This window comes from Plantactinospora endophytica (assembly GCF_016862915.1).
GTDB classification, from domain to species: domain Bacteria; phylum Actinomycetota; class Actinomycetes; order Mycobacteriales; family Micromonosporaceae; genus Plantactinospora; species Plantactinospora endophytica.
Genome location: NZ_BONW01000016.1, coordinates 455,262 through 478,990, shown reverse-complemented (window position 1 = coordinate 478,990; position 23,729 = coordinate 455,262). Strand labels below are relative to the sequence as shown.

22 protein-coding genes are annotated in these 23,729 nt (G+C 71.7%); 10 read left to right on the top strand and 12 right to left on the bottom strand.

Translation table 11 applies throughout. The features are described 5' to 3' along the window. Nucleotides 1–4: 4 nt before the first annotated feature. Together Pen02_RS17970 and Pen02_RS17965 are read left to right on the top strand one after the other, a co-directional pair. Complete coding sequence (locus Pen02_RS17970) at nt 5–655, top strand: LysE family translocator (protein ID WP_203867195.1); 651 nt, start codon at nt 5–7, stop codon at nt 653–655. Between the two features lie 77 nt (nt 656–732). Beyond that, a complete protein-coding gene (locus tag Pen02_RS17965; protein ID WP_203867194.1) occupies nt 733–1,788 on the top strand; it encodes a nucleotidyl transferase AbiEii/AbiGii toxin family protein in 1,056 nt (351 codons plus the stop codon). Nucleotides 1,789–1,804: 16 nt separating this feature from the next. Here the strand turns inward: Pen02_RS17965 and Pen02_RS17960 are convergent, their stop codons facing one another. Further along, nucleotides 1,805–2,182: a hypothetical protein gene (locus Pen02_RS17960; protein WP_203867193.1), complete on the bottom strand. Its 378-nt coding sequence runs from the start codon at nt 2,180–2,182 to the stop codon at nt 1,805–1,807. A 56-nt stretch (nt 2,183–2,238) separates the two neighbouring features. Beyond that, nucleotides 2,239–3,669, bottom strand: coding sequence for a hypothetical protein (locus Pen02_RS41860; RefSeq protein ID WP_239140901.1), 1,431 nt, complete (start codon nt 3,667–3,669; stop codon nt 2,239–2,241). Nucleotides 3,670–3,921: 252 nt separating this feature from the next. Between Pen02_RS41860 and Pen02_RS17950 the strand changes: the two genes are divergently transcribed. After that, nucleotides 3,922–4,749 carry an FkbM family methyltransferase gene (locus Pen02_RS17950; RefSeq protein WP_203867192.1) on the top strand — a complete coding sequence of 276 codons (828 nt, stop codon included), beginning with the start codon at nt 3,922–3,924 and terminating at the stop codon, nt 4,747–4,749. A 110-nt stretch (nt 4,750–4,859) separates the two neighbouring features. Here the strand turns inward: Pen02_RS17950 and Pen02_RS17945 are convergent, their stop codons facing one another. Continuing rightward, nucleotides 4,860–5,831 carry a sugar phosphate isomerase/epimerase family protein gene (locus Pen02_RS17945; RefSeq protein ID WP_203867191.1) on the bottom strand — a complete coding sequence of 324 codons (972 nt, stop codon included), beginning with the start codon at nt 5,829–5,831 and terminating at the stop codon, nt 4,860–4,862. Nucleotides 5,832–6,089: 258 nt separating this feature from the next. Next, nucleotides 6,090–6,284: a hypothetical protein gene (locus tag Pen02_RS17940; RefSeq protein ID WP_203867190.1), complete on the bottom strand. Its 195-nt coding sequence runs from the start codon at nt 6,282–6,284 to the stop codon at nt 6,090–6,092. 21 nt (nt 6,285–6,305) lie between these two features. On the opposite strand from Pen02_RS17940, the gene Pen02_RS42575 reads away from it, so the two are divergent. Then, entirely contained in the window at nt 6,306–6,902 is a 597-nt protein-coding gene (locus Pen02_RS42575) for a class I SAM-dependent methyltransferase (RefSeq protein WP_203867189.1), read from the top strand. Further along, nucleotides 6,899–7,489 carry an N-acetyltransferase gene (locus Pen02_RS17930; protein ID WP_203867188.1) on the top strand — a complete coding sequence of 197 codons (591 nt, stop codon included), beginning with the start codon at nt 6,899–6,901 and terminating at the stop codon, nt 7,487–7,489. The genes Pen02_RS42575 and Pen02_RS17930 overlap by 4 nt, the downstream gene beginning before the upstream one ends. 48 nt (nt 7,490–7,537) lie before the next feature. Here the strand turns inward: Pen02_RS17930 and Pen02_RS17925 are convergent, their stop codons facing one another. Beyond that, nucleotides 7,538–8,827, bottom strand: coding sequence for a hypothetical protein (locus Pen02_RS17925; RefSeq protein ID WP_203867187.1), 1,290 nt, complete (start codon nt 8,825–8,827; stop codon nt 7,538–7,540). Between the two features lie 249 nt (nt 8,828–9,076). On the opposite strand from Pen02_RS17925, the gene Pen02_RS17920 reads away from it, so the two are divergent. The 5 genes from Pen02_RS17920 (at nt 9,077) to Pen02_RS17900 (ending at nt 12,232) form a co-directional block, all read left to right on the top strand. Further along, on the top strand, nt 9,077–9,496 hold the full coding sequence (locus tag Pen02_RS17920) for a hypothetical protein (RefSeq protein WP_203867186.1): 420 nt from the start codon (nt 9,077–9,079) through the stop codon (nt 9,494–9,496). A gap of 2 nt (nt 9,497–9,498) precedes the next feature. Next, entirely contained in the window at nt 9,499–9,732 is a 234-nt protein-coding gene (locus Pen02_RS17915) for a helix-turn-helix transcriptional regulator (RefSeq protein WP_203867185.1), read from the top strand. Continuing rightward, nucleotides 9,729–10,718, top strand: a complete 990-nt coding sequence (locus Pen02_RS17910; protein WP_203867184.1) for an NAD(P)-dependent alcohol dehydrogenase — start codon at nt 9,729–9,731, stop codon at nt 10,716–10,718. Before Pen02_RS17915 ends, Pen02_RS17910 begins: the two co-directional genes overlap by 4 nt. Nucleotides 10,719–10,832: 114 nt before the next feature. Then, the gene (locus tag Pen02_RS17905) at nt 10,833–12,011 is read left to right on the top strand and encodes a cytochrome P450 (protein WP_203867183.1); all 1,179 of its coding nucleotides are present in this window, start codon (nt 10,833–10,835) and stop codon (nt 12,009–12,011) included. 8 nt (nt 12,012–12,019) lie between these two features. Next, nucleotides 12,020–12,232, top strand: a complete 213-nt coding sequence (locus tag Pen02_RS17900; RefSeq protein ID WP_203867182.1) for a ferredoxin — start codon at nt 12,020–12,022, stop codon at nt 12,230–12,232. 38 nt (nt 12,233–12,270) lie between these two features. Here the strand turns inward: Pen02_RS17900 and Pen02_RS17895 are convergent, their stop codons facing one another. The 7 genes from Pen02_RS17895 to ectB form a co-directional block, all read right to left on the bottom strand. Continuing rightward, nucleotides 12,271–12,738, bottom strand: a complete 468-nt coding sequence (locus tag Pen02_RS17895; protein WP_239140900.1) for a hypothetical protein — start codon at nt 12,736–12,738, stop codon at nt 12,271–12,273. A 298-nt stretch (nt 12,739–13,036) separates the two neighbouring features. Beyond that, nucleotides 13,037–14,353 carry an ABC transporter permease gene (locus tag Pen02_RS17890; RefSeq protein WP_239140932.1) on the bottom strand — a complete coding sequence of 439 codons (1,317 nt, stop codon included), beginning with the start codon at nt 14,351–14,353 and terminating at the stop codon, nt 13,037–13,039. Beyond that, the gene (locus Pen02_RS17885) at nt 14,353–15,294 is read right to left on the bottom strand and encodes an ABC transporter ATP-binding protein (protein WP_203867180.1); all 942 of its coding nucleotides are present in this window, start codon (nt 15,292–15,294) and stop codon (nt 14,353–14,355) included. The genes Pen02_RS17890 and Pen02_RS17885 overlap by 1 nt, the downstream gene beginning before the upstream one ends. Next, a complete protein-coding gene (locus Pen02_RS17880; protein ID WP_203867179.1) occupies nt 15,291–16,313 on the bottom strand; it encodes an efflux RND transporter periplasmic adaptor subunit in 1,023 nt (340 codons plus the stop codon). The genes Pen02_RS17885 and Pen02_RS17880 overlap by 4 nt, the downstream gene beginning before the upstream one ends. 200 nt (nt 16,314–16,513) lie before the next feature. Then, entirely contained in the window at nt 16,514–18,073 is a 1,560-nt protein-coding gene (locus Pen02_RS17875; protein ID WP_203867178.1) for a glycosyltransferase family 39 protein, read from the bottom strand. Between the two features lie 182 nt (nt 18,074–18,255). Then, nucleotides 18,256–22,302, bottom strand: coding sequence for a Pls/PosA family non-ribosomal peptide synthetase (locus Pen02_RS17870; RefSeq protein WP_203867177.1), 4,047 nt, complete (start codon nt 22,300–22,302; stop codon nt 18,256–18,258). Continuing rightward, entirely contained in the window at nt 22,299–23,651 is a 1,353-nt protein-coding gene (ectB, locus tag Pen02_RS17865; protein ID WP_203867176.1) for a diaminobutyrate--2-oxoglutarate transaminase, read from the bottom strand. Before ectB ends, Pen02_RS17870 begins: the two co-directional genes overlap by 4 nt. Between the last annotated feature and the right edge of the window lie 78 nt (nt 23,652–23,729).

The following is a 23,729-nucleotide window of genomic DNA, read 5'->3' as shown; positions in this document are numbered from 1 at the left end:
CGCGATGGATCTCGCGCTCGTCGGCGCGTTCGTCGTCGCCGTCTTCCTGCTCACCGTCGCGCCAGGGCCGGACATGCTCTTCGTGGTGGCCAACGCCCTGGCCGGCGGGCGCCGGGCCGGGCTGGTCGCCGCACTCGGCATGTCCACCGGCCTGGCCCTGCACACCTTCGCCGCCGCGCTCGGGCTGAGCGCGCTGCTCGCCGCCGCCCCGCAGGCCCTGGACGCCGTACGCCTGCTCGGCGCGGCCTTCCTGGTCTACCTCGCGGTCAACTCGTGGCGGTCCGCCCGCACCGCCGACGGACCGACGGCCGCCACGGTGCCGGCGCCCCGGCGACCACTGCGCAAGGTCTACCTGCTGGCCACCCTCACCAACGTCGGCAACCCGAAGATCGTGCTCTTCTACCTGGCGTTCCTGCCGCAGTTCCTGACCACCTCCGATCCGGCTGCCTGGCCGGTCTGGACCCAACTGCTGGTCCTGGGTGCCGTGTTCATCGGTGTCGGGCTGCCCGTCGACGCCGTGGTCGGGCTGACCGCCGGCAGCCTCGCCGAGCGGCTGTTCCGGTGGCCGTCGTTCCGGCGCCGGCTGGAACGGATCTCCGCACTCATCTTCGGCGGCCTGGCCGTACGTCTGCTGCTCGACGCCCGCAACGCCTGACCCCGGCCGGCAGCAACGGCCACAGGTGGCGGCGCCGCGCACCGGTGCCGTCGTACCGGCCCGGTAGCCTGCCCGGCGTGAACAGCCCAGCGGGGGCCGACGTCGGGGTGTGCGACGAACGGGCGGCCCGGCGTGCCGTCCTCGACCACGTACTCGCGCTGGTCGGGGCGGCGGCGTGCGGCGACAGCCTGGTGCTCCGGGGCAGCATGACGATGCGGTCCTGGGTCGGTGACCAGGCACGCGAGCCCGGCGACCTCGACTGGGTGGTGCTGCCCGGTGCACCCGTCCCGCTCGACGACCTCGACCCGCACCCGTACCTGAACCGCCTCGACCAGGTCCGGCTCTGGCCGGAGGCGGTGCACGGGGTGCCCCGGGACGAACCGTGGATGTTCGAGGACTTCGACACCGGCGGCCTGCCGGTGCGGCTGCCGCCCGAGGGGCTGAACTGGGTCGACGCCGAGGAGACCGCAGCGCTGCCGTCGCCGCACCAGGACGTCGTCGAGCTGCTGCACCGGCATCCCGAGATTCCCGGCGGCATCCGCGTCGACCCGGACGCCATCACCGTGGACAACACCTGGAGCTACTCCTACGACTCCGGATACTTCTTCGGCCAGCCGGACGGCGACGGCCCCGGCGGGACTCGACTGGTCGTGCCCTGGCGGGTCGGCGACTCGCTCGCCGGCACGGTCCAGCTCGACTTCGCGCACGACGAGCGGCTGCCCGAGCCGCCCGAACTACTCGCGGTGCCCCGGCAGGACGGCGGCGATCCGCCGACGGTGGTGTGGGCGGCGACCCGGGAACTCTCACTGGCCTGGAAACTCCAGTGGCTCTGCACCGACCAGGCGGCCGACGGACGCTCCGCCGGCAAAGACCTCTACGACGCGGTGCTGCTCGCCGAACTGCCCGACGTACGCCTGTCGGCCCGGCTGCGCCGCACGCTGCTGCGCCGGGTACCCGATCCGGAGCTGCTGCGACCGGCGGCGATCCAGGGCTGGACGGTCGACTGGCCGGCCTTCCGGCGCGGGCATCCGTCCGTCGGGCCCGATCCCGCGCCCTGGCTCGACCGGCTGGCCGCCACGTTACGGTCCGACCTGCTGTCCGGCGGCGAGGTCCGGGACACCACCGTCGGGTGACCCCATTCCCGGTGGACTAATCCGGGAGGTCGTCGTCCCGCACGTTGACCACGGTGTGGGTGTATCCCTGGCCGCCCTTGATGACCACGCCGTTGCGCCAGGCGAACAGTGGTGAGAAGGACCATCCGGCTCGACCGGCGGCCGGTGCACCGGCCGGGGCGGACTCCTCGGGCCCGTTTCGCTCGGCTGCACCTTCGGGGCCGGTCGTCGCCGAGCCGGCCCGCCTGCGCAGCGCGGCGACGGCGGTGACGCTCGCGACCAGCAGTGCCAGCAGGAAGGCCGCCACACTCGCGTACCGGTCCGCGTGCTCTAGATCCTGTCGGGCGAGGAAGACGAACGCACCGACCAGCCCGACCGCCGCGACGAGAACGGCACCAAGCATCCGGAGTCTCATGCTCACCTCCTGTCGATCGACTGATCCCGGGGCGACCGTCGCCGTGCCGGGGACGGTCACTCCATGGTGGGGAAGTCCAGGCTCGGAGCGGGCGGGGCGTGCCGGTCCGGACGCCGCCGGAAGCCGCCCAGACCGGCGGTGAGATCGACTCGCCGCACGGGACCGGGGACCTGGACCACCGGCGGCAGAGCAGCGACTGGAGACCACGCTGTCGGTGTCGGCGGTTCTGCCTCCTCCCACGGGTCGAGCACCGGCTCCGGCTCCGCGACGGGCTCCAACTCCGGGACCGGCTTCAACTCCGGAACGGGCTCCAACTCCACGACCGGCTCCGGGACTGGCTCCGGCTCTGAAATTGTTTCCGGCTCTGGCACGGATTCCAGGAGTGGCTCCGGGATTGGTTCTGGCTCTGGGACGGGCTCCAGGACGGGCTCCGGCTCCTGGACCGGCTGCGGCGCGAAGCTGCGCAGTTCGGCGAGCTCGGCGAGGAGGTTCTGCTTCTTGGGCACCGCCCGGTTGACCCGGGTTACCGCCTCGCGGGTGTTGCCCGCACCGATCATCACGGTGGCCGCGTCGCCGACGTCGTACGCGCCGAAGAGGCTGAACACCTTCGTCTGCCGCTGCGGCAGGTCGATCGCGTGCTCAAGCAGCGCCAGTTCGCCGAACCGGCCGCCGGCCCGCAGCGCCGCCCGTAGGAACTCGGCCGTCTGGTCGCCGGCGACAGGTTCGAGTACGGCTTCGGCGAGGAATCGGACGAGTCGCCCGTCCCCGATCAGCAACTCCGCCACCGGCAGCACCGACTCGTCCACGACGTACCGGCTGTTGACCGTGGTACGCGATCCGTCGGCCTGCACCACCACGGCGGCGTCGTTGGTGCCGACGATCGGGTTCGAGCGGGCGGCCACGCTCAGCTCGGTCTGCCCGGGCGGTTCCGGTGTGGCGGCGACGGCACGCAGGGAGCCTTGGAACGCACGGATCCGCGCCGCATCGGTGGGATCGGCGAGCAGTTCCGCGAAGGCGGGTGTCCCGGCCACCCCGTCGAGCGAGAGCGTGACCCGGTTGACGTGGTAGTGGTCGACCTGTTTCAGGCGGCAGTCGTCGCCGCGTACCACGGTGGTCGCCCGGTCGGTGTGGATGGTGTGGGCCGGAAAGAACCGCGTGAGAGCGGTGGTGTGGATGCGCCCGTGCAGCGGGGCGTAGATCTCCATCCGGACCGCCCGTACCTTCGGGCTGACCTGGTACGCCCGGCCGTCCGGAGTCTCGACCCGGTAGCTGAGGGCGGGATCTCGGCCTGCCTCGCCAGGGCGCTCCGCCGGTCCGCTGCGATGCCACCACATGTCGGAGCGCGGCCTGGGTCGGTCGATCTCCACGGTACTGGGCGGGATCGGACTGATCGACAGCTCGGGCGCCGGGGCGGGCCGGCCGAGTTGGTGGCTGGCCTGCGCCGGTGAGCCGGTCCACTGCTCGTCCGGCCAGTCATCGAAGTCCATGGTCGCCCCTCGGGTCGGGGATCCAGTCCGTCCAGCGTGACATGCCGGCGCGAGGTCGCGTCGCTCGCTGCGTCCCGGCTGCGTCAGCGGGTCGACCACACCTGGTTCCGGGGTCGCGGAGCGCCGCCCCGCGCCGCCCGGAACTCGCTGGAGGCTTTCTCGGCAGCATAGGATCACTGACTGCCGCGCCTGTCGGAGGCCGCGAACTCGGAACCCGAAGTGCCGGGTGAGCAGCGCTGTTAGCGTGAATCCATGTTCACCCGGGCCCGAGGCATCGCCCGGTCCCTGCTGATCTACCACTGCCGACCGGGCGCACAGCGCCGGGCCGCACGGCTCTACGGACAGTTCCTGCGTCCCGGAGACGTGGGCTTCGACATCGGGGCGCACGTGGGTAGTCGGGTACGCACCTGGCGGCGCCTCGGCGCACAGGTGATCGCCGTCGAGCCGCAGCCGGACTGCCTGCGCATCCTGCGCTGGGCGTTCCGGCGGGACCGGAGCGTCACCATCGTGCCGGCGGCGCTCGGCGCCCGGCCGGGACGGGCGACGCTGGCGCTCTCCACCGCCACCCCGACGGTCTCCACGATGTCGGCCGACTGGATCCGGTCCGTGGCGACGGACCGCAGTTTCGCGCAGGTGAGATGGGATCGCGCGGTGGAGGTGGAGGTGACCACCCTCGACCGACTGATCGCGGCCTACGGCGTACCGGCGTTCTGCAAGATCGACGTCGAGGGTTTCGAGGCGCACGTGCTCGCCGGGCTCAGTCGGCCGCTGACCGCACTCTCCTTCGAGTACGTCCCGTCCGCGCACGACGCCACGCTGGGGGTACTCGACGTCGTGGACCGGCTCGGCTCGCCGGCCGGCGGCTACCGCTACAACTACTCGCCCGTCGAGACCATGCGGTTCGCGAGCCGCCGTTGGCTCGGCGCCGCCGACCTGGTACGGCTGCTCGACCGGTTCCGGCCGCTGGGCCGCTCCGGCGACGTCTACGCGTACCTGCCGGTCACGACGGACCGCGATGGCGGTGAGAGTCCACCCTCACCGCCATCACCGCCCTTGACGCCCTCGCCCTCGACGGCCTAGCCGCCCTCGACGACCGCGCCGTTGCGCCGGTCGGGACGAGCCCGGTCAGCGTGACATACCGGCGTGGGACTCCGGGAGCGGCGCGACTCGTCCCGCTCGCGCCGGGTCGTTCACCGACGTCTGCGCAGCTCACCCATGCGTCGGTAGCTGCGCTCGGCCGCGCCGATCGAGCCGGGCGGATTCGGCTGTACGTTCGGCGCGGTGTCCTGCTCCCAGAGGTACCCGTGCCGGCCGTGCCCGCGCAGCGCGCCGAAGAACTCGGCGAACGGGATCTCGCCGAGACCGAACTCCACGTCGGCGTAGGAGTTGCCCTGCTGCGGGTCGGGCAGCGGCACCCCGTCCTTGACGTGGAACAGCGGATAACGGTGCGGGTGGGCGTTGACGTAGTCGACCGGCCGGAACCCGGGATACTTCCGCGCCCCGCCGTACGCCCAGAGGATGTCCATCTCCAGCGCGACCAGTCGCGGGTCGGTGTGCTCCAGGAAGACGTCGTAAAGGCGTACGGCCGGCTGGTCGGTGGCGAAGCTGAACTCGATGGTGTGGTTGTGCTGGTAGATCGTGATGCCTCGGCGGGCAGCCCGCTCGCCCCAGCCGTTGAACTCCTCGGCGGCGGCCCGGTAACCGTCCACAGTGCGGTCCTCGGTCGGTGCCTGGGCGGTGCCGAGGTAGCGCATGCCGAGGGTGCGGGCGATGTCCAACTCCTGGTCGAGGTTGGTCCGGAAGTCGCCGAGTCCCCGGTGGCTGCCGGAGGCGCGCAGGCCGTTGCAGTCGAGCAGCCGCCGGATCTGCTGCGGGGTGATGGCGCCCACGCTGCCCTGGGTGTAGCCGGCGAACTCGACCTCGCGGTAGCCGATCCGGGACAGCTCTTCGAACACCCGGGCGAAGCCGTACTCCGCGATCTTGTCCCGCACACTGTAGAGCTGGATGCCGGTCCGCCCCTTCGGGATGAGCCGTCCCCCGCCACCCCGGCCGTCGCCGGCGGCCAGCGCCGGTGCCTCGGTCAGGGTCGCGGCGCCGACCGCGACGGTGGTGCCGGCCAGCCCGCGCAGGAACGCCCGGCGGTCGATGCTGTGCTTACCCATCGTTCCGATCCCTTCTGAACAGCGAATCCGTCTCGACAGCAGGTCCGTTCAACGACGGACGCGGGGGCCGGGATCGCCGTCCTGGGCAGCGGCGGCGTCGTTCGGCATCCGGGTGCTGCGGAAACTGATCACCTCGCTGGTGCCACGGTGGTCATCCCGAGGTCGAGCCGGCTGGCGAGGGGTCGGGGCGCCCGTTGCGCCCTCGCCTGGCCCGTCTCCTGGCAACTTTTGGCCGCCGAACCGAAAGTTATGCCTAAGCTATCGAAGCTTTTCAAAGCTGTAAACCTTCTTCCGATCTTCGGCATCGAACGTTTCGTTCGCGGTCGCACGAATGCCGGTGGATCCCCTGCCGCCATCGCGCTGCTGGCGGGGGCGGATGCTCGGGCCGAGCGAGGACGCCCGCCGGACCGCCCGAAGATCCGATCCGGCGGTCTGGCCGGACGCCGGCAGCACCGGCCGGTAGGCTGCCGGATCGTGGACGCCTCGGACTGGGACCGCCGCTACGCCGCGGCAGAGCTGCTCTGGAGCGCCACGCCGAACCTGTTCGTGCACGACGAGCTGGCCGACCTGCCACCGGGCCGGGCCATCGACCTCGCCGCCGGTGAGGGCCGCAACGCCATCTGGCTGGCGGACCGGGGCTGGCGGGTCACCGCCGTCGACTTCTCCGCCGTCGCCATCGACAAGGGGCGCCGGCTGGCCGAGTCGGCAGGGGTCGGGGTGACCTGGATGGTGGCGGACCTGCTGGACCACGCACCGGAGCCGGGTTGGTTCGACCTGGTGCTGATGGCGTACCTGCAACTGCCGCCCGAGCAGCTCGACACCGTGCTGGAGCGGGCCCGCCGGGCGCTCACCCCGGGTGGGGTGCTGCTGGTGGTCGGGCACGACGCGGAGAACCTCCGGCACGGCGTCGGCGGGCCGCAGGACCCGGCCGTGCTGTACACCCCGGAGGGCATCGTCGACCGGCTGCCGGGGCTGTGGGTGGACCGGGCCGAGCGGGTACGCCGCCAGGTCGCCGGCACCGACCGCGAGGCGATCGACACCCTGGTCCGGGCCCATCGGCCGGCCGCGTGACCGGACGGGACCTGGCCGGAGGCGTACCCGTGCTGCGCCGGCTCGGCGGGGCGGAGGTGCCCGCGGTACGCGACCGGCTGGTCGAGACGTACACGGCGGTGTTCTGCGCGCCGCCGTGGGACGACTCCCCCGCACGAGCCGTCCGGTTCGCCGAGTTGCTCGACGGGTGGGCCCGGCAACCGGGCTTCGTCGCCGTACTGGCCGACGACGCAGGCAGGGAGACCGACGCCGCAGGCAGGGGGACCGGCGCCGACGGTGCCCCGGTCACCGGCTTCGCGCTCGGCCTGCCCACCCCCGCCCCGTTCCCCGCCGACCGCGCCTACGGGCAGGTACGTCGACTTCTCGGGCCGGCCGTCGAGACGCTCTCCGACTGGCTGGAGGTCGCCGAACTGGCCGTTCATCCAGTCGCTCGGCGGGCGGGGCTCGGTCGGCGGCTGCTGGCCGAGCTGACCGCCGACCGACCGGCGTGGCTGCTGACCGTCCCGACGGTCGCCGGCACCACCGACTTCTACGACGCCGCCGGCTGGATCCGGCACGGCACGGGCTACGGGATCACCATCTACACCAACCGGCCCCTATCGCGCTGACCCGTCACCGGCACGGGCTACGGGATCACCGTCTACACCAACCGGCCCCTACCGCGCTGACCCGTCACCGGAGCGCGGTGCCGCCGGGTCGGACCGTGGTGTCAGCCCACCGGACCGGGGCTCCGCCGGGCCGGACTGCGGCGGCACTCCGACCGACTGCGATGCCGCCGGACCGGACTGCGGCGCGACCCCGGCGGGCTGCGAGGTCGCCGGTTCGGGACGTTCGGTGCGCAGCCGCCAGAACGCCCCGCCGAGCAACGCCAGCGTGAGCAGGCTGACCGTCACGTCGCCGACCAGCGCCGCGGTCGGTGAGGCGGCGACGTAACTCGGCGACAGGTACGCCCCGACCGCCGCCACGACCAGCCCGACCCCCCAGGCGGCCAGTACGTGCCGCTGGCCCCAGCCGGTACGCCGGGACCACCTCACGATCAGTACTCCGGCCAGCGCACTGGCCACGACGCCCAGCGCCACGCCGAACCAGGTGGGCGAGACGTCGACGGCCAGCCGGGCGCCGAGCACCACCAGCCCGGCCCAGACCGGATGCGGCGCCCGGACGGCCAGCGCCCGGCGCCGTCGCCGCCATCGGGGCAGCAGAGCGGCGCCCACCAGGACGAGCACGGTCGACGCCGCGAACGACAACTGGAGTGGACTGGCCAGGAAGTCCTTCCGGCCACTGTCGTCGGAGAAGATCAGGAGGCTGCCGAGCAGGTAGAGGATGCCCGTCACGACCAGGCCGACCGGTCCCAGCCACGGTTGGTGCCGCCGGTCCCGTCGAACGAACGACTCGACGATCGCGATCGGGACGCAGATGCTCAGCACGACGTGGCCGCTGAGGTACGAGAGTGCCTGTTGGGCGCTGAAGTCGAGGCCGGGCAGCATCGTCGCCCGGGCGGAGGCGGCCGCCTCGGCGAACTCGGTGTCGTCGAGGAAGGCGTCGTTGAACAGCGACTGGTCGACCAGGCCGGCCTGGACCATCCCGAACGCCGCGCCGAGCAGCACCATCGCCGGCCATCCGCCACCGGTCCGCCGGGCGGTCTCCCGGATCAGCAGCGCGGCCCCGCCGTACAGCGGGCCAAGGAAGACCACGACCATCAGGTAGTCGTCGACGGTGAAGCCGCCCCAGGAGCATTCGGCGGCCCACGGGGCGAGCAGCCAGAGCGCGACGACCGGCCCGATCCGGCGCCACCGGGACGACCTCGCGGGACAATCCGGTCCCGCGCCGGGGAGTTCCGCCTCCAGACCAGCCGGAGTAGGCGGCGGGTCCGGGGCGGCCGGTTCCGCCGAGGCGGGTGGTACCGCCGGGGCGCCGGTGGCCGGAACTGCTTGCTCGTCGGGCATATCTGGGCTCCTCGTTGCCGGACCTGCCGGCTTGGGGCGGGGGCGGGGGCACGGCGTGGCCGCACCGACCACGGTTCCGGGTCGGGTGCCCTGCGGGTAGCCGTCCTTGGGCGATTTCCGGTGGACCAAAGTCGATGTCCGGCATCGACGACGGAGACACCGTCGCCATGTCTAGAAAACTTGACACGGTGTCTGGGGTTCTTTACTCTCTACATGTCAAGAATTCTTTACCTCTCGAAGGTGACGCCAATGTCGTACGAGGAAAAGGGCACCTGGGTCGCCCTGGTGGTCGCCGTCGCGGTCTACCTCGGCTACCTCGCGGTCGTGCTGGGTCGACTGGCCGGCACACCCGTCTCCGACGTGCACTACGTGTCGACGCTGCTGCTGACCATCGGCATCTCGATCGTCGTGTCGATCGTCGCCCGCATCGCGGTGGAGATCGCCCGGCCGAGCGAGAGCCACTCCGGCGACGTCCGGGACCGGGAGATCCACCGACTCGGTGAGCGCATCGGCCAGCAACTGCTGGTGGCCAGCGCGCTGGCGGCGCTCGGCCTGGCCCTGTTCGAGGCCGACCACTTCTGGATCGCGAACCTGCTCTACCTCGGGTTCGTCGCCTCCTCGGTGGTCGGCTCGGTGGTCAAGCTCGTCGCCTACCGCAGGGGTCTCTAGCCGTGGTCAAACCAACCAGGGTCACCAACTCGATCCGCGCCCTCCGGTTCGCCACCGGCGAGATGACCCAGGCGCAGCTCGCCGAGCGGATCGGGGTGACCCGCCAGACGATCATCGCGATCGAGCAGGGGCGTTACAGCCCCTCGCTCGAGATGGCCTTCCAGATCGCCCACGTCTTCGGGGTACCGCTCGACGACGTGTTCCAGTACCCCAACCCCGGAGGTGTGCAGCCATGAGAGCCGCCGTCTACCGCACGTTCGGTCCGGCCGAGGTCGTCCGGGTCGAGGACGTCCCGACACCCACCCCCGACGCCGAGGACGTGTTGATCCGGGTACACGCCGCGACCGTCAGCGTCACCGACGCCACCGCCCGGCGCGGCTCGCCCGCATTCTCCCGACTCTTCTTCGGCCTGCGCCGCCCGAAGTGGCCGGTGCTGGGATCCGAGTTTGCCGGCGTGGTCGAGGCGGTCGGGCCGGCCGTGACCCGGCTGCGGGTCGGCGACGAGGTCGTCGGCGTCACCGGGCCCGACTTCGGCGCACACGCCGAGTACGTCCGGGTGCACCAGGACGCCGCCCTCGCCGCCAAGCCGGCCGATCTGGACTTCGCCGAGGTCGTCGCCCTCGCCGACGGGACGGCGCTGGCGTTCCTGCGCGACAAGGCCAGGCTGGGCGCCGGCCAGACGATCCTGGTGAACGGCGCCTCCGGCAGTGTCGGCAGCGCCGCCGTGCAACTCGCCAAGCACTTCGGCGCGCGGGTCACCGGGGTGTGCGGCACCGCCAACCTCGACCTGGTCCGAAGCCTCGGCGCGGACACCGTCCTCGACCACACCACGGACGACTTCACCCGCGCCGGTCAGACCTACGACGTCGTCTTCGACGCCGCCGGGAAGAGTTCGTTCGGCCGCTGCCGGCGGGTGCTCAACCCGGATGGGATCTATCTCAGCACCGTGCCGTCGGCGGCGATCCTGTTCCAGATGCCCTGGACGGCGGCGTTCGGTCGCCGGAAGGCCGTCATCGCGTTCACCGGGCTGCGGAAGCCGGCGGAGAAGGGTCGTGACCTCGCCCTCGTCACCGAACTCGCGACGGCCGGTCGGATCCGGCCGGTCATCGCCGACCGCTATCCGCTGGAGCGGATCGCCGAGGCGCACCGTCACCTGGATCGCGGCAAGTACGGCAACATCATCCTCACCATCCCCGGCCCGGCCGATCCGCCGGCCAGTTGACCCGGCCGCTCCAGCACTGGCCAAAGTGGACGGTCGTATGCCACCACCACGGTACGCTTGCCGGTTGGGAGACCTTCGTCTGCTTAGTCATCCTTCGCGATGGGAGATGGCACGATGACCGCTTCTCCGACCCTTCCCCTGAAGCGCACCTGCCCGTACGCGCCGCCGGCAGAGCACGTCGCACTGCAACGGCAGGAGCGGGTGACCCGGGTGAGGCTCCCGGACGGCTCGTCGGCCTGGGCGCTGAGCCGCCTCGACGACATCCGTACCATGCTCACCGACCCTCGGTTCAGTTCCGACCGGCGACGCGAGGGCTACCCGTTGCAGACGCCCGGACCGCCGCGCCGGGCCACGGAACGGCCGACGCTGATCGGCCTCGACCCACCGGAGCACGGTGCGGCCCGGCGTGCCGTCGTCGGCGAGTTCACCATCAAGCAGATGAACGCGCTACGCCCCCGGATCCAGCAGATCGTGGACGAGCGCGTCGACGCCATGCTCGCCGGACCGCGCCCGGCCGACCTCGTATCGGCGTTGGCCCTGCCGGTGCCGTCGCTGGTCATCTGTGAACTGCTCGGCGTGCCGTACGCCGAGCACGACTTCTTCCAGGACCGCTCGGCCAGGCTGCTGCTCCGCTCGGTCCCGCCGCAGGAACGATTCGCGGCGGCCAACGACATCCGCGAATACATGGCCACACTGATCGCGGAGAAGGCGAAGAACCCGGCCGAGGACCTGCTGAGCCGGCAGTTGGCCAAGGGGGCCGATCAGGAGGAACTGGCGGGACTCGGCTTCCTGCTGCTGCTCGCCGGGCACGAGACCACCGGAAACATGATCTCCCTCGGCACGATGACGCTGCTGGAGCGGCCGGAGGCGCTGGCAGGGCTGAAGGCCGATCCGACGGTCACGCCACAGGTCGTCGAGGAACTGCTGCGATACTTCACGATCGCCGAGTACGTCACCTCCCGGATCGCCGTGGCGGACGTCGAGCTCGGCGGGGTGCTGATCCGGGCCGGCGAGGGCGTCATCACCCTCGCCAACGTGGCGAACCGCGACCCGGCCGCGTTCACCGACGGCGACACCTTCGACATCGGGCGTGCCGCCCGGCACCACGTCGCGTTCGGCTTCGGCGCCCACCAGTGCCTGGGCCAGAACCTTGCCCGGGTCGAACTCCAGATCGTCTTCGACACCCTCTTCGGCCGAATCCCGGAACTCAGGCTGGCCGTGACGGCCGACGAGCTGTCCTTCAAGGACGACTCCGACGTCTACGGCCTGCACTCCCTTCCGGTCACCTGGTAGGAGACGCGATGCGGATAACGGCGGACCTGGACCGCTGTGTCGGGGCCGGCCAGTGCGTGCTCACCGAGCCCGCCGTGTTCGACCAGAGCGACGACGACGGCACGGTGGTCGTCATCGACGGCGCTCCGGAGGACGAGGAGACGATCGACCGGGTACGCGAGGCGGTGCACCTCTGCCCCAGCCGGGCCCTGACCCTCGCCGAGCCCACCTCGACGCCCTGATCCTCCGGCAACCGGGGCGGATCGCGGCGCCGGGGGCGTTACTCGTGCCGGCTGACACCTTCGGAGTGCATGCCTGTCTCCTCCTCCAGCGGATTGTTCCGGAGGTCGTCGAGCGCCGTGTCGTCGGGGAACAACCGGCGGCCCGGACCCGGGTCCGACGGCGCTCCACCCGGGCCCGCTTCCGGGGTACGGGTCGGCTCGACCGGACCGAACCCGTGCTTGCCCGCGCCGGGCGTCCACGGTTGGGACTGCTGCTCGTCGGCACGCCGTTCACCACGGCGGGCGGGCGGGAGGCCGGTCTCCTCGCTCCCCTCGTCCAGCGGCGAGTTCCCGGCCTCGCCCCAGGGCGCGTCCCGGTCCTCGGTGCCGCCGGTGGTCCCCCACGGCTGGACCGACTGCGGGCCACGGTTCGCCCCGTCCGGCCCTGTCGGACCGCCGTCCGGTCGCCCGGTCGGCCCGAGTTGGGCACCCGCGTCCTGGTCCACCGGTCGCTTCTTCGCGCTCATCCCCACCACCCTCGCCGACGGGTCGTCCTGCCGGTCGACCGGGCTGGGCCGGTACCGGCGGGTGTGCCGTTCCCGGCCGGGCGCCGGACATGCCGCCGAGCGAGAAGGAATCTCTCCTTCCCCGGTCGAGCCCCTGTCGGGTAGACAGTTGGCGGACCGTCCGCCCCGGGGCGGAAGCGCACGGATACGGGTCGCAACCGGGCGAGAGCGGACAAGAAGCGGACTAACGGTTGCGCAGGGCCGCTTCGGGATCGGCGTACGCCAGGCGGTGGCGGCCTCGTCTGGTAGCGGGGAGTGGTCAGGCCCGCATGACGGTGGCGATCGGGATCCGGGCGGCCCGGATCGCCGGGATGAGACCGCCGAGCAGTCCGGCCACCAGGCCGGCGATGACACCGGCGACCCCCGCCCGCCAGGGGAAGACCATGTCCACCAGGAACGGCGCCTGGCCGGCGAAGAGGCTGCCGGCCGCGCTCAGCCCGAGTGCCGACACCGCGATCGCGGCGGCGGCGGTGAGCAGCCCGGTCAGCAGGGTCTCGGCGAGGACGATTCCGGCCAGCAGCATCCGGGAGGTGCCGACCGCTCGGCGCAGCGCGAACTCCTCGACCCGCTCCCCCACGGTGGCCAGCCCGACGTTGAGGATTCCGGCGACCCCGATCAGCAGGACCAGACTCGCCATCCCGAGGAAGATCCAGCGGATCAGCGCCAGGTCCCGGGCGATGTCCTTGCGGGCCTGGATCGTCTCGAACCGGATCTCGCCCTCCGGTATTCCGGTCGCGACGAGCCGCAGCACCAGCAACCGCTCCAGTTCGCCCGCCGCCGGGGCCATCATCACCTGGAGTCCCGGACCGTAGTCGCCGGTGCCGGCCGCCGGGGGCGTCCAGTTCGCGAGTTCGTCGGCCCGGGAGTACGCCGTCGGATGCGGGATGCCGTCGTCGACCACGCCGATGATCTGCGGCGTCGGGTTGGCGGTCGCCCCGTCGAACCGTAGCCGGGCCGGCACCTGGTGCTGGTTGAAGCCCTTCGCCGCCGCCAGGTTGAGCACCAGTCGGGGGGCCAGGGACGGCGCCGAGGTGAAGTCCAGCCACTCTCCGGAGACCCGCCGGAAGGGTTTGAACCGGCGGATGTCACCGGTCAGCGAACTCAGGCTCAGTTCGATCGCCTGACCGGGTACGGGCACCTCGGTGCCGTCGGGCGGCGGCATCGGCCGGCAGCCGTACTGGTCGCAGTACATCCCGCCGCTGCCCGGCCCGTACCCGCCGGGCTGGTCGAACGGGGCGCCGCCCGGGTTGAGCGGTGCGACTCCCGGCTCGCCCACGATCGCCTGGCGGGTGGCGATCGCGACGCCGTCCGTACGGCCGAGCAGAGTGTCGTTGCTGACCTGGACGCTGTTCCCGCTCCCCGGCAGGTACGCCTGTCGGGTGCCGTCCTTGCCCACCTGGAGTTCGAGGTCGGCGAGCCGGGCCTGTTCGAGGGTCTCGGCCCCGGCCTGCACCACCACCACGGCGAGTACCCCGAGGAAGAGGCTGACCATCGACAGGAAGGTACGCATCTTGCGGGCCCGGATGCCCTGGACACCGATGATCAGCGCGGACCGGAACCGCCCGGAGAGCCGCATCACCGGACGACCTCGTCCGGCTCGGCAACCGCTCCGCCGCCGGACGGGGCGGCCACGCTCGCCTGCGGACCGCCCCCGGACGGGACGGCCGCACTTCGCGGCGGACCGTTGCCGCTCGCAGCGGGAACGGTGTCGATCGTGGTCGGAACGCTGTCGCCGTCGGAGGTGACGGCACCGCCTTCGGACAACTCGGTGTCCCCCTCGAATCCGACGGCACCGGCCGGCGCGGATGCCGGCGCCCACGCCTCGTCCGGAGTGGCGTCCACCGGCTGGAGCAGCCCGTCGGTGAGCCGCAGCACGCGTTGCATCTTGTTGGCGTGGTCCCGGTCGTGGGTGACCAGGATCAGTCCGCAGCCCCGGTCGGTGGCCGCACGCATCACCTCGATCACCAGGTTTCCGGTCTCGGTGTCCAGCGCGCCGGTCGGCTCGTCGGCGAGCAGCAGGCGTGGTTCCCGGACCAGGGCCCGGGCCACCGCCACCCGTTGCTGCTCGCCGCCGGAGAGCCGGGCCGGACGGTGTTTTGCCAGGTGGGCGATGCCGACCTGGTCGAGCGCCGCCATGGTGCGGGCCCGGCGCTTGCGGCGGGGCAGCCAGCCCTGCCCGTTGACCAGCGCCATCGCCACGTTCTGCGCGGCGGTGAGGTGCTTGAGCAGGAAGAACCGTTGGAAGACGAAGCCGAACTCGGCGCTGCGCAGCGCCGCCGCCCGGCGTTCGGAGAGCCGGGTGATGTCCCGGCCGCCGAGCAGGTACCGGCCGCCGTCCGGACGGTCGAAGAGGCCGATCAGGCTGAGCAGGGTGCTCTTGCCGGAGCCGGACCGGCCGAGGATCGCCACGCTCTCGCCCGGCTCGACGGTCAGGTCGACGCCGTCGAGGATCGTCCGGGGCGTGCGCTGTCCCTTCAACGTCTTGGTGATGCCGTGCAGTTCCAGCAGTGCCGTCATTTCCCGCCCATCGGGTCGGCGGGCCCACCGGGCTGTCCCGGCTCGGCCGGTTTTCCGGGCGGCAGGTTCGGCCCCGGTAGGGCGACCGTCTCGTCTCCGGTCAGCCCGGACTTGATCTGCACGACCTTGCCGTCGCTGAGTCCGAGGACCACGTCCCGGGTCTCCCGGCTGCCGTCCGGGCCGACCACGTCCACCTTGCCGCTGCCCTGCCGGCCGGCGACCGCCTCCACCGGAAGCACCAGCGCCTTCTCGGCCCGAGCGGTCACCACCTCGAGGGTGGCGGTGGCACCGTTGATCAGTTTGACGCTCGACGGGGCCGTGCAGACCAGACGCATCCCGGTCGGCTCCGACGGCGTGACGGGCTGCCGCTGGTCCGGTGGCGGGCCGACCGGTGCGACCTGCGCCGCCGGGTCGGCGGACGGGTTGGTCGACGGCTCCGGGGCCGGCGGGTCGGGGATCGTCCCGGCCGGCAACGCGGCGATGGTGCCGAGGACCTTGCAGGCGAACGGCCCCGGCCCGTTCTTGATCTGGGCCCGCACGGTCGCCAGCGAGTCCGAGATCTGGTACGCCTGCGCGCCGTCGATCTCGGCGACCAGCCCGTACCCGATCCGCTTGGCCGACACCACCGGCATCCCGACGGTGACGTTCGACCGGTCGTCGACGAGTCGCCCGGCGAAGACGGCACCGGCCGGTACGTCGACGCGGTGCGACTTGCCCTTGGCCCAGATGCTGGCCACCCGGGTCGGCTTCGTCGGGGTGCTCTCCGGCACGTCGACGTCGCGGTAGCGGACCTGCCCGGCGACCGGGGCGACCACCCCGAAGACCGGGTTGATGGTGACCCTCCCGACCAGGCTCAACCGGTTGTCGAGGTCCTGCCGGGTCGGCTTCGTCGTGGTCAGGGTGGTGTCCCGGGCAGCGAGACCGGGTGTCTGCGTCGCCGGATCCGACGCGCTGCAACCCGCACCGGCGGCGGCGACCATCACGAGCACGCACGAACGCAGCAGTAGTCGCCTTCGCACCGGCACCCCTCACTGACCCAATCCCGGACCGACAACTGACAAGACGCGACCTGCCGCTGTCTGGTTGCCATGTGGACGGTACGACTTTGCGGCAAACGACCGGCAAGGTGGCGGTGCGGTGGCATCCGCACCGCTACCGCCGTATCAAACCAGAACCGTCGCCCGGGTAGTGTCCCGAGCCATCGGGGCCGTGCCCACGGTCAGTCGAAGTGCCGGATGCGGGGCCACATCTCGGCCCAGGACAGTCGGCGCTGGTGGCACACCACGACGGGTACGCCCTGTTCCTCGTTGTCGACGCCGACGCCGTTGTCCAGTCGTGCGGCGAGCCGGCAACCGCCGAAGTACCGCACGAGTTCGTCGGGCTCGCCTATTCCGACTCCGACCAGCACCGTTGCCGACTCCGGTGGCGGGCCGTAGTAACCCAGCTCATTGTGTCCACTGTAGATGGCCGGGAGCCGGTCGGCGCCGAGCCGGGTGAGCGCACCGGCCTCGCCGTAGTTGGCCGTCAGCACCACCGCCGCGGCCCGGTCGGCGGGCGGCAGTTCGTCGTACGCCCGGACCACCTGGTCGACGTAGCGGGGCCAGCCGACCGAGTCCGCCGCGGTGACGTTGATCCCGGGCACCGGGGAGTCGCCGAGCATCCCGACCGGCAGCAGCGGCAGGGCGATCACCGCACTCGCCAGCACGTTGGCCAGGAACGCCGTACCGGTCAGGGTGGCCCGGAGCCGCCGACGCCCCCGCCCGAGCCACCCCTCCAGCAGTACGCAGCCGGCGGCGAAGAGCGCGCCGAGCAGCCCGTACGTGTAGTACGGCTGACCACCGCTGACCAGCACCAGTACGCAGACCGTCAGGTACGCGACGGCGAGTGCGCGTACCGGTCGCCACGGCCGGCGGCGCAGCAGCCCGACCAGGCCGGCGAGCCAGACCGCCGCCAGTGGTGGCCCGATCAGCAGGAGTTGGAAGGGCACGAAGGTGCTCCGGGACTCGGCGCCCTTGTTGTCGGCGATCGCGCCGGCCATGTCTGCCTGGGGCAGTTCGTGGGTGAACTGGTAGACGAGGTTCGGCGCGCCGACGACCAGGGCGAGCGCCACACCGGCCCAGAGCCAGCGACTGGCCAGTACCCGGCGCGGGCCGACGGCGAGCAGGCCGGCGCCGAGGCCGACCAGCAGCAGTACGACGAGCAGTTTGTTGTAGAGCCCGACCCCGAGCACCGCCCCGGCCGCCAGCCACCAGCGCGGCTGGTCGCGCAGCAGGGCCCGGGCGGCGCAGAGCACGATGCCGAGCCAGACCACCAGGTCGGGGCCGGCGGTCAGCAGCACGTGCCCGAAGATCAGGGTGGCCGCGCCGGTGCCGAGGCCGAGCGCGGCGAGCGTCTGCGCCAGCGCGCCGCCGCCGAGTTCGCGGGCGAGCAGGGCGGCCAGCAGCAGGGCCGCCAGCACGAAGAGGGTGGCCGGCACCCGCAGGCCCCAGAGCGAACCGCCGAAGAGGGTGTCGGCCAGCCGGGCGATCGCCGGGGTGAGCGGCGGCTGGTCCCGGTAGCCCCAGTCCGGTCGGAGCATCAGGAAGTAGAGCTCGTCGCGGTGGTAGCCGTAGCCGCTGTTGGTCGTCAGCAGCAGCGCGGCGACCAGCCCGGCGACGACGCCGAGCGGACGCCAGGCGATCGGGGCGAGCGCGGCGCGCCCGCCGTCGTCGGTCGGGCTCCTTCCGGGTACGCCCGGCGGCGCGACTGTCGCGGCCGGCCGGACGGCTTGTTCGGTCATGGATCGTCCCTCCCCTGGCGGCGGGGCCGAGCACCCGCGAACGCGGGACCGTTCCGCCGATACATAACGGTTAGAGCTTAACCGTTAGGTATCGACTGTCAACACGCTTCGACCAGCACCGGAAGACGAACGACCGGCCACGGTGGACGCCACCGTGGCCGGTCGAGGGTCGGTACCCCGGACTACTCCACCGCCTGGACCTGGCGGGCCGGGTTGCCCCGCCAGACCGTGCCGGCCGGCGGGCTGCTGCCCTTCATCACGAACGAGTCGGGCGCCACCACCACCCCGTCGGCCACCTCGACGCCGTAGTGCACCAGCGCACCGACGCCGACCGTGCAGCCGCTACCGAGCCGGATCCGGTCCATCTTGAACGTCCCGTCCTCCAGCGAGTGCGAGTGCAGCGTCGACCCCTCGCTCAGGGTGCAGTGGTCACCGATTTCCACCAGAGTGCGCTCCGGCATGCCGCAGCCGTCGTCGAAGACCCGGCGGCCGACGCGGATGCCGTGCAGGCGCATCAGCACCGGCTTGAGCGGTGTGCCGTTGAACAGGCCGAGGTGCCCGACTCCGGCGAGCTTCCAGTAGCGCTCGTGCCGCCAGTACCTGGGGTCGTAGATCGAGCAGCAGAGCGGCCGGAGCCGGCGGAAGCCGAGGCAGAGCCAGTCCAGCAGCACCGAATAGCTGATCATCAGTAGCAGGGCCACCACGATCCCGGCGCTGAACGTGTAGAGGTTCGGCCGGTGGCCGTCGTGGATCCCCTCGACCCGTACCACGATCTGGATCGAGAGGTAGAAGATCAGCCAGTTGCTGAGCAGGTAACAGCCCATCGTGAACAGGTTCGACCGGTTTTTCCGGGACAGCCGGCGACGGAACTCCTCGCCGGTCTTCAGGTCGTCGAACCCGGCGTCCCGGCGTACCGAGCGGGGGATCTCGAACGGCGGCGAGCCGAGCAGCCCGACGTCGGACCGGACCGGGCCGTCGATCGGCACCATCACCTTCGTCGCCAGCAGACAGTTGTCGCCCAGCCGCGCCTCGGCCGGGAAGACGATCCGGTTGCCGAGGAAGTTCTCCGCGCCGATGGTCACCCGGGACAGCGCGAACGAGCTGGCGGAGTACCGGGCGTTGCCCATGGAGAGCCCGTCGGAGACCAGCACCCCGCCGTGCACCTCGCAGAGGAACGGGGTGTCGTGCTTCTGCCCGCAGCCGAAGTTCGAGCCGGTCTGCCGCACCTGCCGGAACCGCCAGCCGATCGCCCGGAGGTAGCCGACGATGTAGGAACTGTCCCCGAAGAGCATGTTGAAGGACGTCACGTTGCTGAACCGGGAGACGGTCTGGTAGCACATCCAGCGCCAGCCGTAGAGCGGGTACGACCGGTCGGCGGCCAGGAACAGACTGGCCACCCTCGGCACGACGAGGACCAGCAGCAGGCCGAGCAGCAGGCCGCCGACGAACATCAGCACCGACCCGGAAACCGTGCTGACGTCCAGCGCGAAGGCCACCGCGACGAAGACCACCATCAACTGGGTGTCCAGCAGCACCCGGCTGAGGAGCTGGTACGCCCCGTAGGCGCCCCGGCGCACTCCCGAGCAGCGTCGGGGCTCCGCCTCCGGGTTCCCGCTCCCGCCGGGTACGGCCGGCGAGCCGTGCCAGACCGCACCGGCCGGTACGACCTGCCCGGACCGGGGCGACGAGACGTGCCCGAGTTGCGACCCGTCGCCGAGTACGGTGTCGATGTCGAGCACACTCGCCTCGCCGATGTGGACGTCGCGGCCGATCCGGACCGGGCCGGTGGTGATCCAGCCGGCTTCGGCGCGGTAGCCGAGTACGGTCACGCTCTTCCCGACCACCGCCCCGGCACCGATCTCCACCAGGTCGGTGCAGACCGGCACCGACCGGGACAGCACCAGCGCCCCCCGGCCGACCTTCACGCCCAGTGCGCGCAGGTAGAGGTTGTAGACCGGCGAGCCGGCGAAGAGCACCAGCGGGTTGGCCCGGACCATCCGTTTGACGACCCAGAACCGGAGATAGCGCAGGCCCCAGATCGGGAAGGTCTCGGCCCGCCATCGCCCGACCAGCAGCCATTTCACCGCGACCGGCAGCACCGACAGCACGACGAACCAGCCCATCCCGAAGGTCATCGAGCGCAGCACGGTGTCGACCGCGCCGGCCCCGTCGGTGATGAAGTTGTAGCCGGTGAGCGCCACCAGGGCGAGCAGCAGGATGTACCCCAGGCCGAACAGGGTCTGCACCACCGCACAGCCGTACCACTCGAGGTTGCTGGGGGTGCGGGGCGTCGGGTGCGGCGGTTCGGCCGGTGTCTCCGCCGCCTCGCCGCCGACCACCGTGGCCAGGGCACGGACGGTCGGGTTCAGGTACACGTCCTTGATCGGGACGTCGGCACCGAGCCGTTCCCGCAGCCGGGTGCAGTACCGGGACATCACCAGCGAGTCGGCGCCCAGGTCGGTGAAGAAGTCGTCCCGGACCGACACCCGGTCCACCCGCAGCAGCTCGGCGAGAACCTCCGCCAACGCCGACTCGGTGGGGCCGACCGGGGCGACCACCGGTGTCGTCGGCAGCGCGCGCGGCCCGGACGGCTCCGGCAGCCGCTTGCGGTCCACCTTGTCGCTGGGCAGGGTCGGCAGCTCCGGCAACTCCTCCAGGTAGGCCGGGACCATGTAGCTGGGCAGCCGGGTCCGCAGCGCCGCCAGCGCCGCCGTGTGGTCCAGCGCCGCCGCACCGGGCCGCCGGGTGTAGAAGGCGGCGAGTTCGACGACGCCGGGCTCCGGCTGGTACGTGGTGACCGCCGCCTGGGCCACCTCCGGCAGCCGCAGCAGCACCGACTCGATCTCGGTCAGCTCGATCCGGTACCCACGCACCTTGACCTGGCTGTCGATCCGCCCCAGATACTCGATCTGCCCGTCGTCGGTGATCCGGCCGAGGTCCCCGGTCCGGTAGATCCGCCCCGACGGATTGTTCGGGATCCCGGTCCGGTCGGGGATGAAGGCCCGGGCGGTCAGGTCGGGCCGGTTGACGTACCCCGGGGAGAGGCCGATCCCGGCGACGCCGATCTCCCCGGTCCGCCCCGCCGGCAGGATCCGGTCGTCCGGGTCCAGGATCACCACCGAGTACGTCGGCAGCGGCACTCCGATCGTCACCGGCCGGTCCGGCTCCAGCCGGGTCCAGGTGGCGGTCACCGACGTCTCGGTCGGCCCGTAGACGTTGAGCAGGACGCGTCCCGGCCGGTGCCACCGGTTCACCAGGTGCGCCGGGCACGCCTCACCGGAGACCAGCACGAACCGCAGCCTCGGCAACTCCTCCTCGATCGTGGCCAGCAGCGTCGGTACGCAGCAGAGCGCGGTGACCCGGTGCCGGGCCAGGAAGCCGGCCAGGTCGCTGCCGACCAACGCCCCCGGCGCGGTACTCGGTACCAGCGTCGCGCCGGAGACCAGCGGCACCCAGATCTCCTCGACCGAGAAGTCGAAGGCGATCGTCATCCCCTGGTAGACCCGATCGTCCTCGCGCAGTCCGTAGACCTCGACGGCGACCCGGACGAAGTTGCAGATGTTCGCCTGGTCGATCGCGACGCCCTTGGGCCGGCCGGTGCTGCCGGAGGTGTAGATCAGGTAGGCCAGTTCGTCCTCGTCCGAGGACGCCGGCAGGTCGGCCGGGTCGATCCGGGCGGTGGCCTGCCGGTCGAACTCGGGGTCGGTGTCGATCCGGATCACCGTGCCGTCGATGCCGTCGAGCCGGTCGGCCAACGTCGACAGCGTGACGATCGTCCGGACCTCGGCGTCGGCGACCACGAAGGCGATCCGGTCGGCCGGGAAGTTGGCGTCGACCGGCACGTACACCGCATGGATCTTGGAAACGGCGAGGATGGCCAGATAGGCGAAGGCGGACCGGTCGAGCAGCAGTCCGACCCGGTCTCCCGGCGCCACTCCCCGGGCCAGCAGCAGCCGGGCGAACTGGTTCGCCCGGGCATCCAGTTCGGCGAAGGTCAGCCGGCGTTCGCCGTCGTCGACGGCCAGGTGTCCCGGGTCGCCCTCGGCGGCGAACCGGTCGCAGCGCTGCTCGAACAGGTGGTGCAGGCGCTCACCCGGCCGCCAGCGGACCCGGTTGTCGACGCCCTCGGCGGTCAGCACCAGGCCGGCGCCGGAGCGGGTGGCCTGCACCGGAGTGCGCGGGACCACCGGTGGCGCCAGGCTCGGCGCCACCGGAGCCTGCCCGGTCACGCGGGCACCAGGCCGGAGGCGCCCAGGACGTCCCGCGCCGGTCCGACGGAGCGCCTCGCCCCGACGGACTGTCCGGTACCGACGGACTGGGCCGCCGCCAGCAGGATGTCCATGCCCCTGTTGAGCAGCTCGTCGGAGGTGGTCAGCGGCGCCATCACCTTGACCACCTGGTCGTGCGAGCCGGCGGTCTCCAGCATCAGGCCGTTGCCGAAGCAGCGCCGGCTGATGGCCGAGGCGAGTTCCTCCGAGCCGACGTCGACGCCGCGCATCATCCCGCGCCCCTTCACCACCGCGTCGGGTACCACGTCGGCCACCTCGGCCAGCCGGACGGCGAGCAGGTCGGCGCGGCGGGCCACCTCGTCGGTGAAGGTGGGATCGGACCAGAACTTGGTCAGCGCCACCTGGGCGGTGACGAAGGCGTGGACGTTGCCCCGGAACGTGCCGTTGTGCTCGCCGGGCTGCCAGACGTCGAACTCGGGCCGGATCAGCAGCAGGGCCATCGGCAGGCCGTACCCGGAGATCGACTTCGACAGCACGACCAGGTCCGGGACGATCCCGTACGGCTCGAAGCTGAAGAACGATCCGGTACGCCCGCAGCCTGCCTGGATGTCGTCGACCACCAGCAACGCACCGCTGCTCCGGGCCAGCTCGGCGATCCGCCGCAGCCAACCCGCCGAGGCGACGTTCAGGCCGCCCTCACCCTGCACGGTCTCCAACAGGATCGCGGCCGGCGCGTCCAGCCCGCTGGACGGGTCCTGCAACATCCGCGCCAGCAGGTCGGCGGTGTCGACGCCGGCACCCTGGTAACCGTCGTACGGCATCCGGGTCACCCCGGGCAGCGGGATCTGTGGGCCGCCCCGGTGGTGCCGGTTCCCGGTCGCCGCCAGCGCTCCCAGCGAGACGCCGTGGAAGCCGTTGGTGAAGGCGACGACGTTGGTCCGCCCGGTGACCTTCCGGGCGAGCTTGAGGGCCGCCTCGACCGCGTTCGCTCCGGTCGGACCGGTGAACTGCACCCGGTAGTCGAGGTCCCGGGGCAGCAGTACGAGCGACTCGAACGCCCGGAGGAACGCGCTCTTGCTCGAACTGGACAGGTCCAGGCTGTGTGACATCCCCCGCTGTTCCAGATGGGAGATCAGGGCGTCCCGCATGTCGGGGTCGTTATGTCCGTAGTTCAGCGAGCCCGCGCCGGCGACGAAGTCGAGATACTCACGGCCGGACACGTCCCGCACCACGCTTCCCTCCGCCGTGTCGAATACGGAGTCGAATCGACGGCAGTAGCTCCGCACCGCCGATTCCCGACGTTCAAAAATCAGGACTTCATCCGCGCCCGCCGATCCGCGCACTGTCATCGCTCCTTCTGAGACGCGCCCGACGACCCAGCCAACCGCAGCCGTTGACCAGGACCGGGACAGTGGAATGTCGGTAGG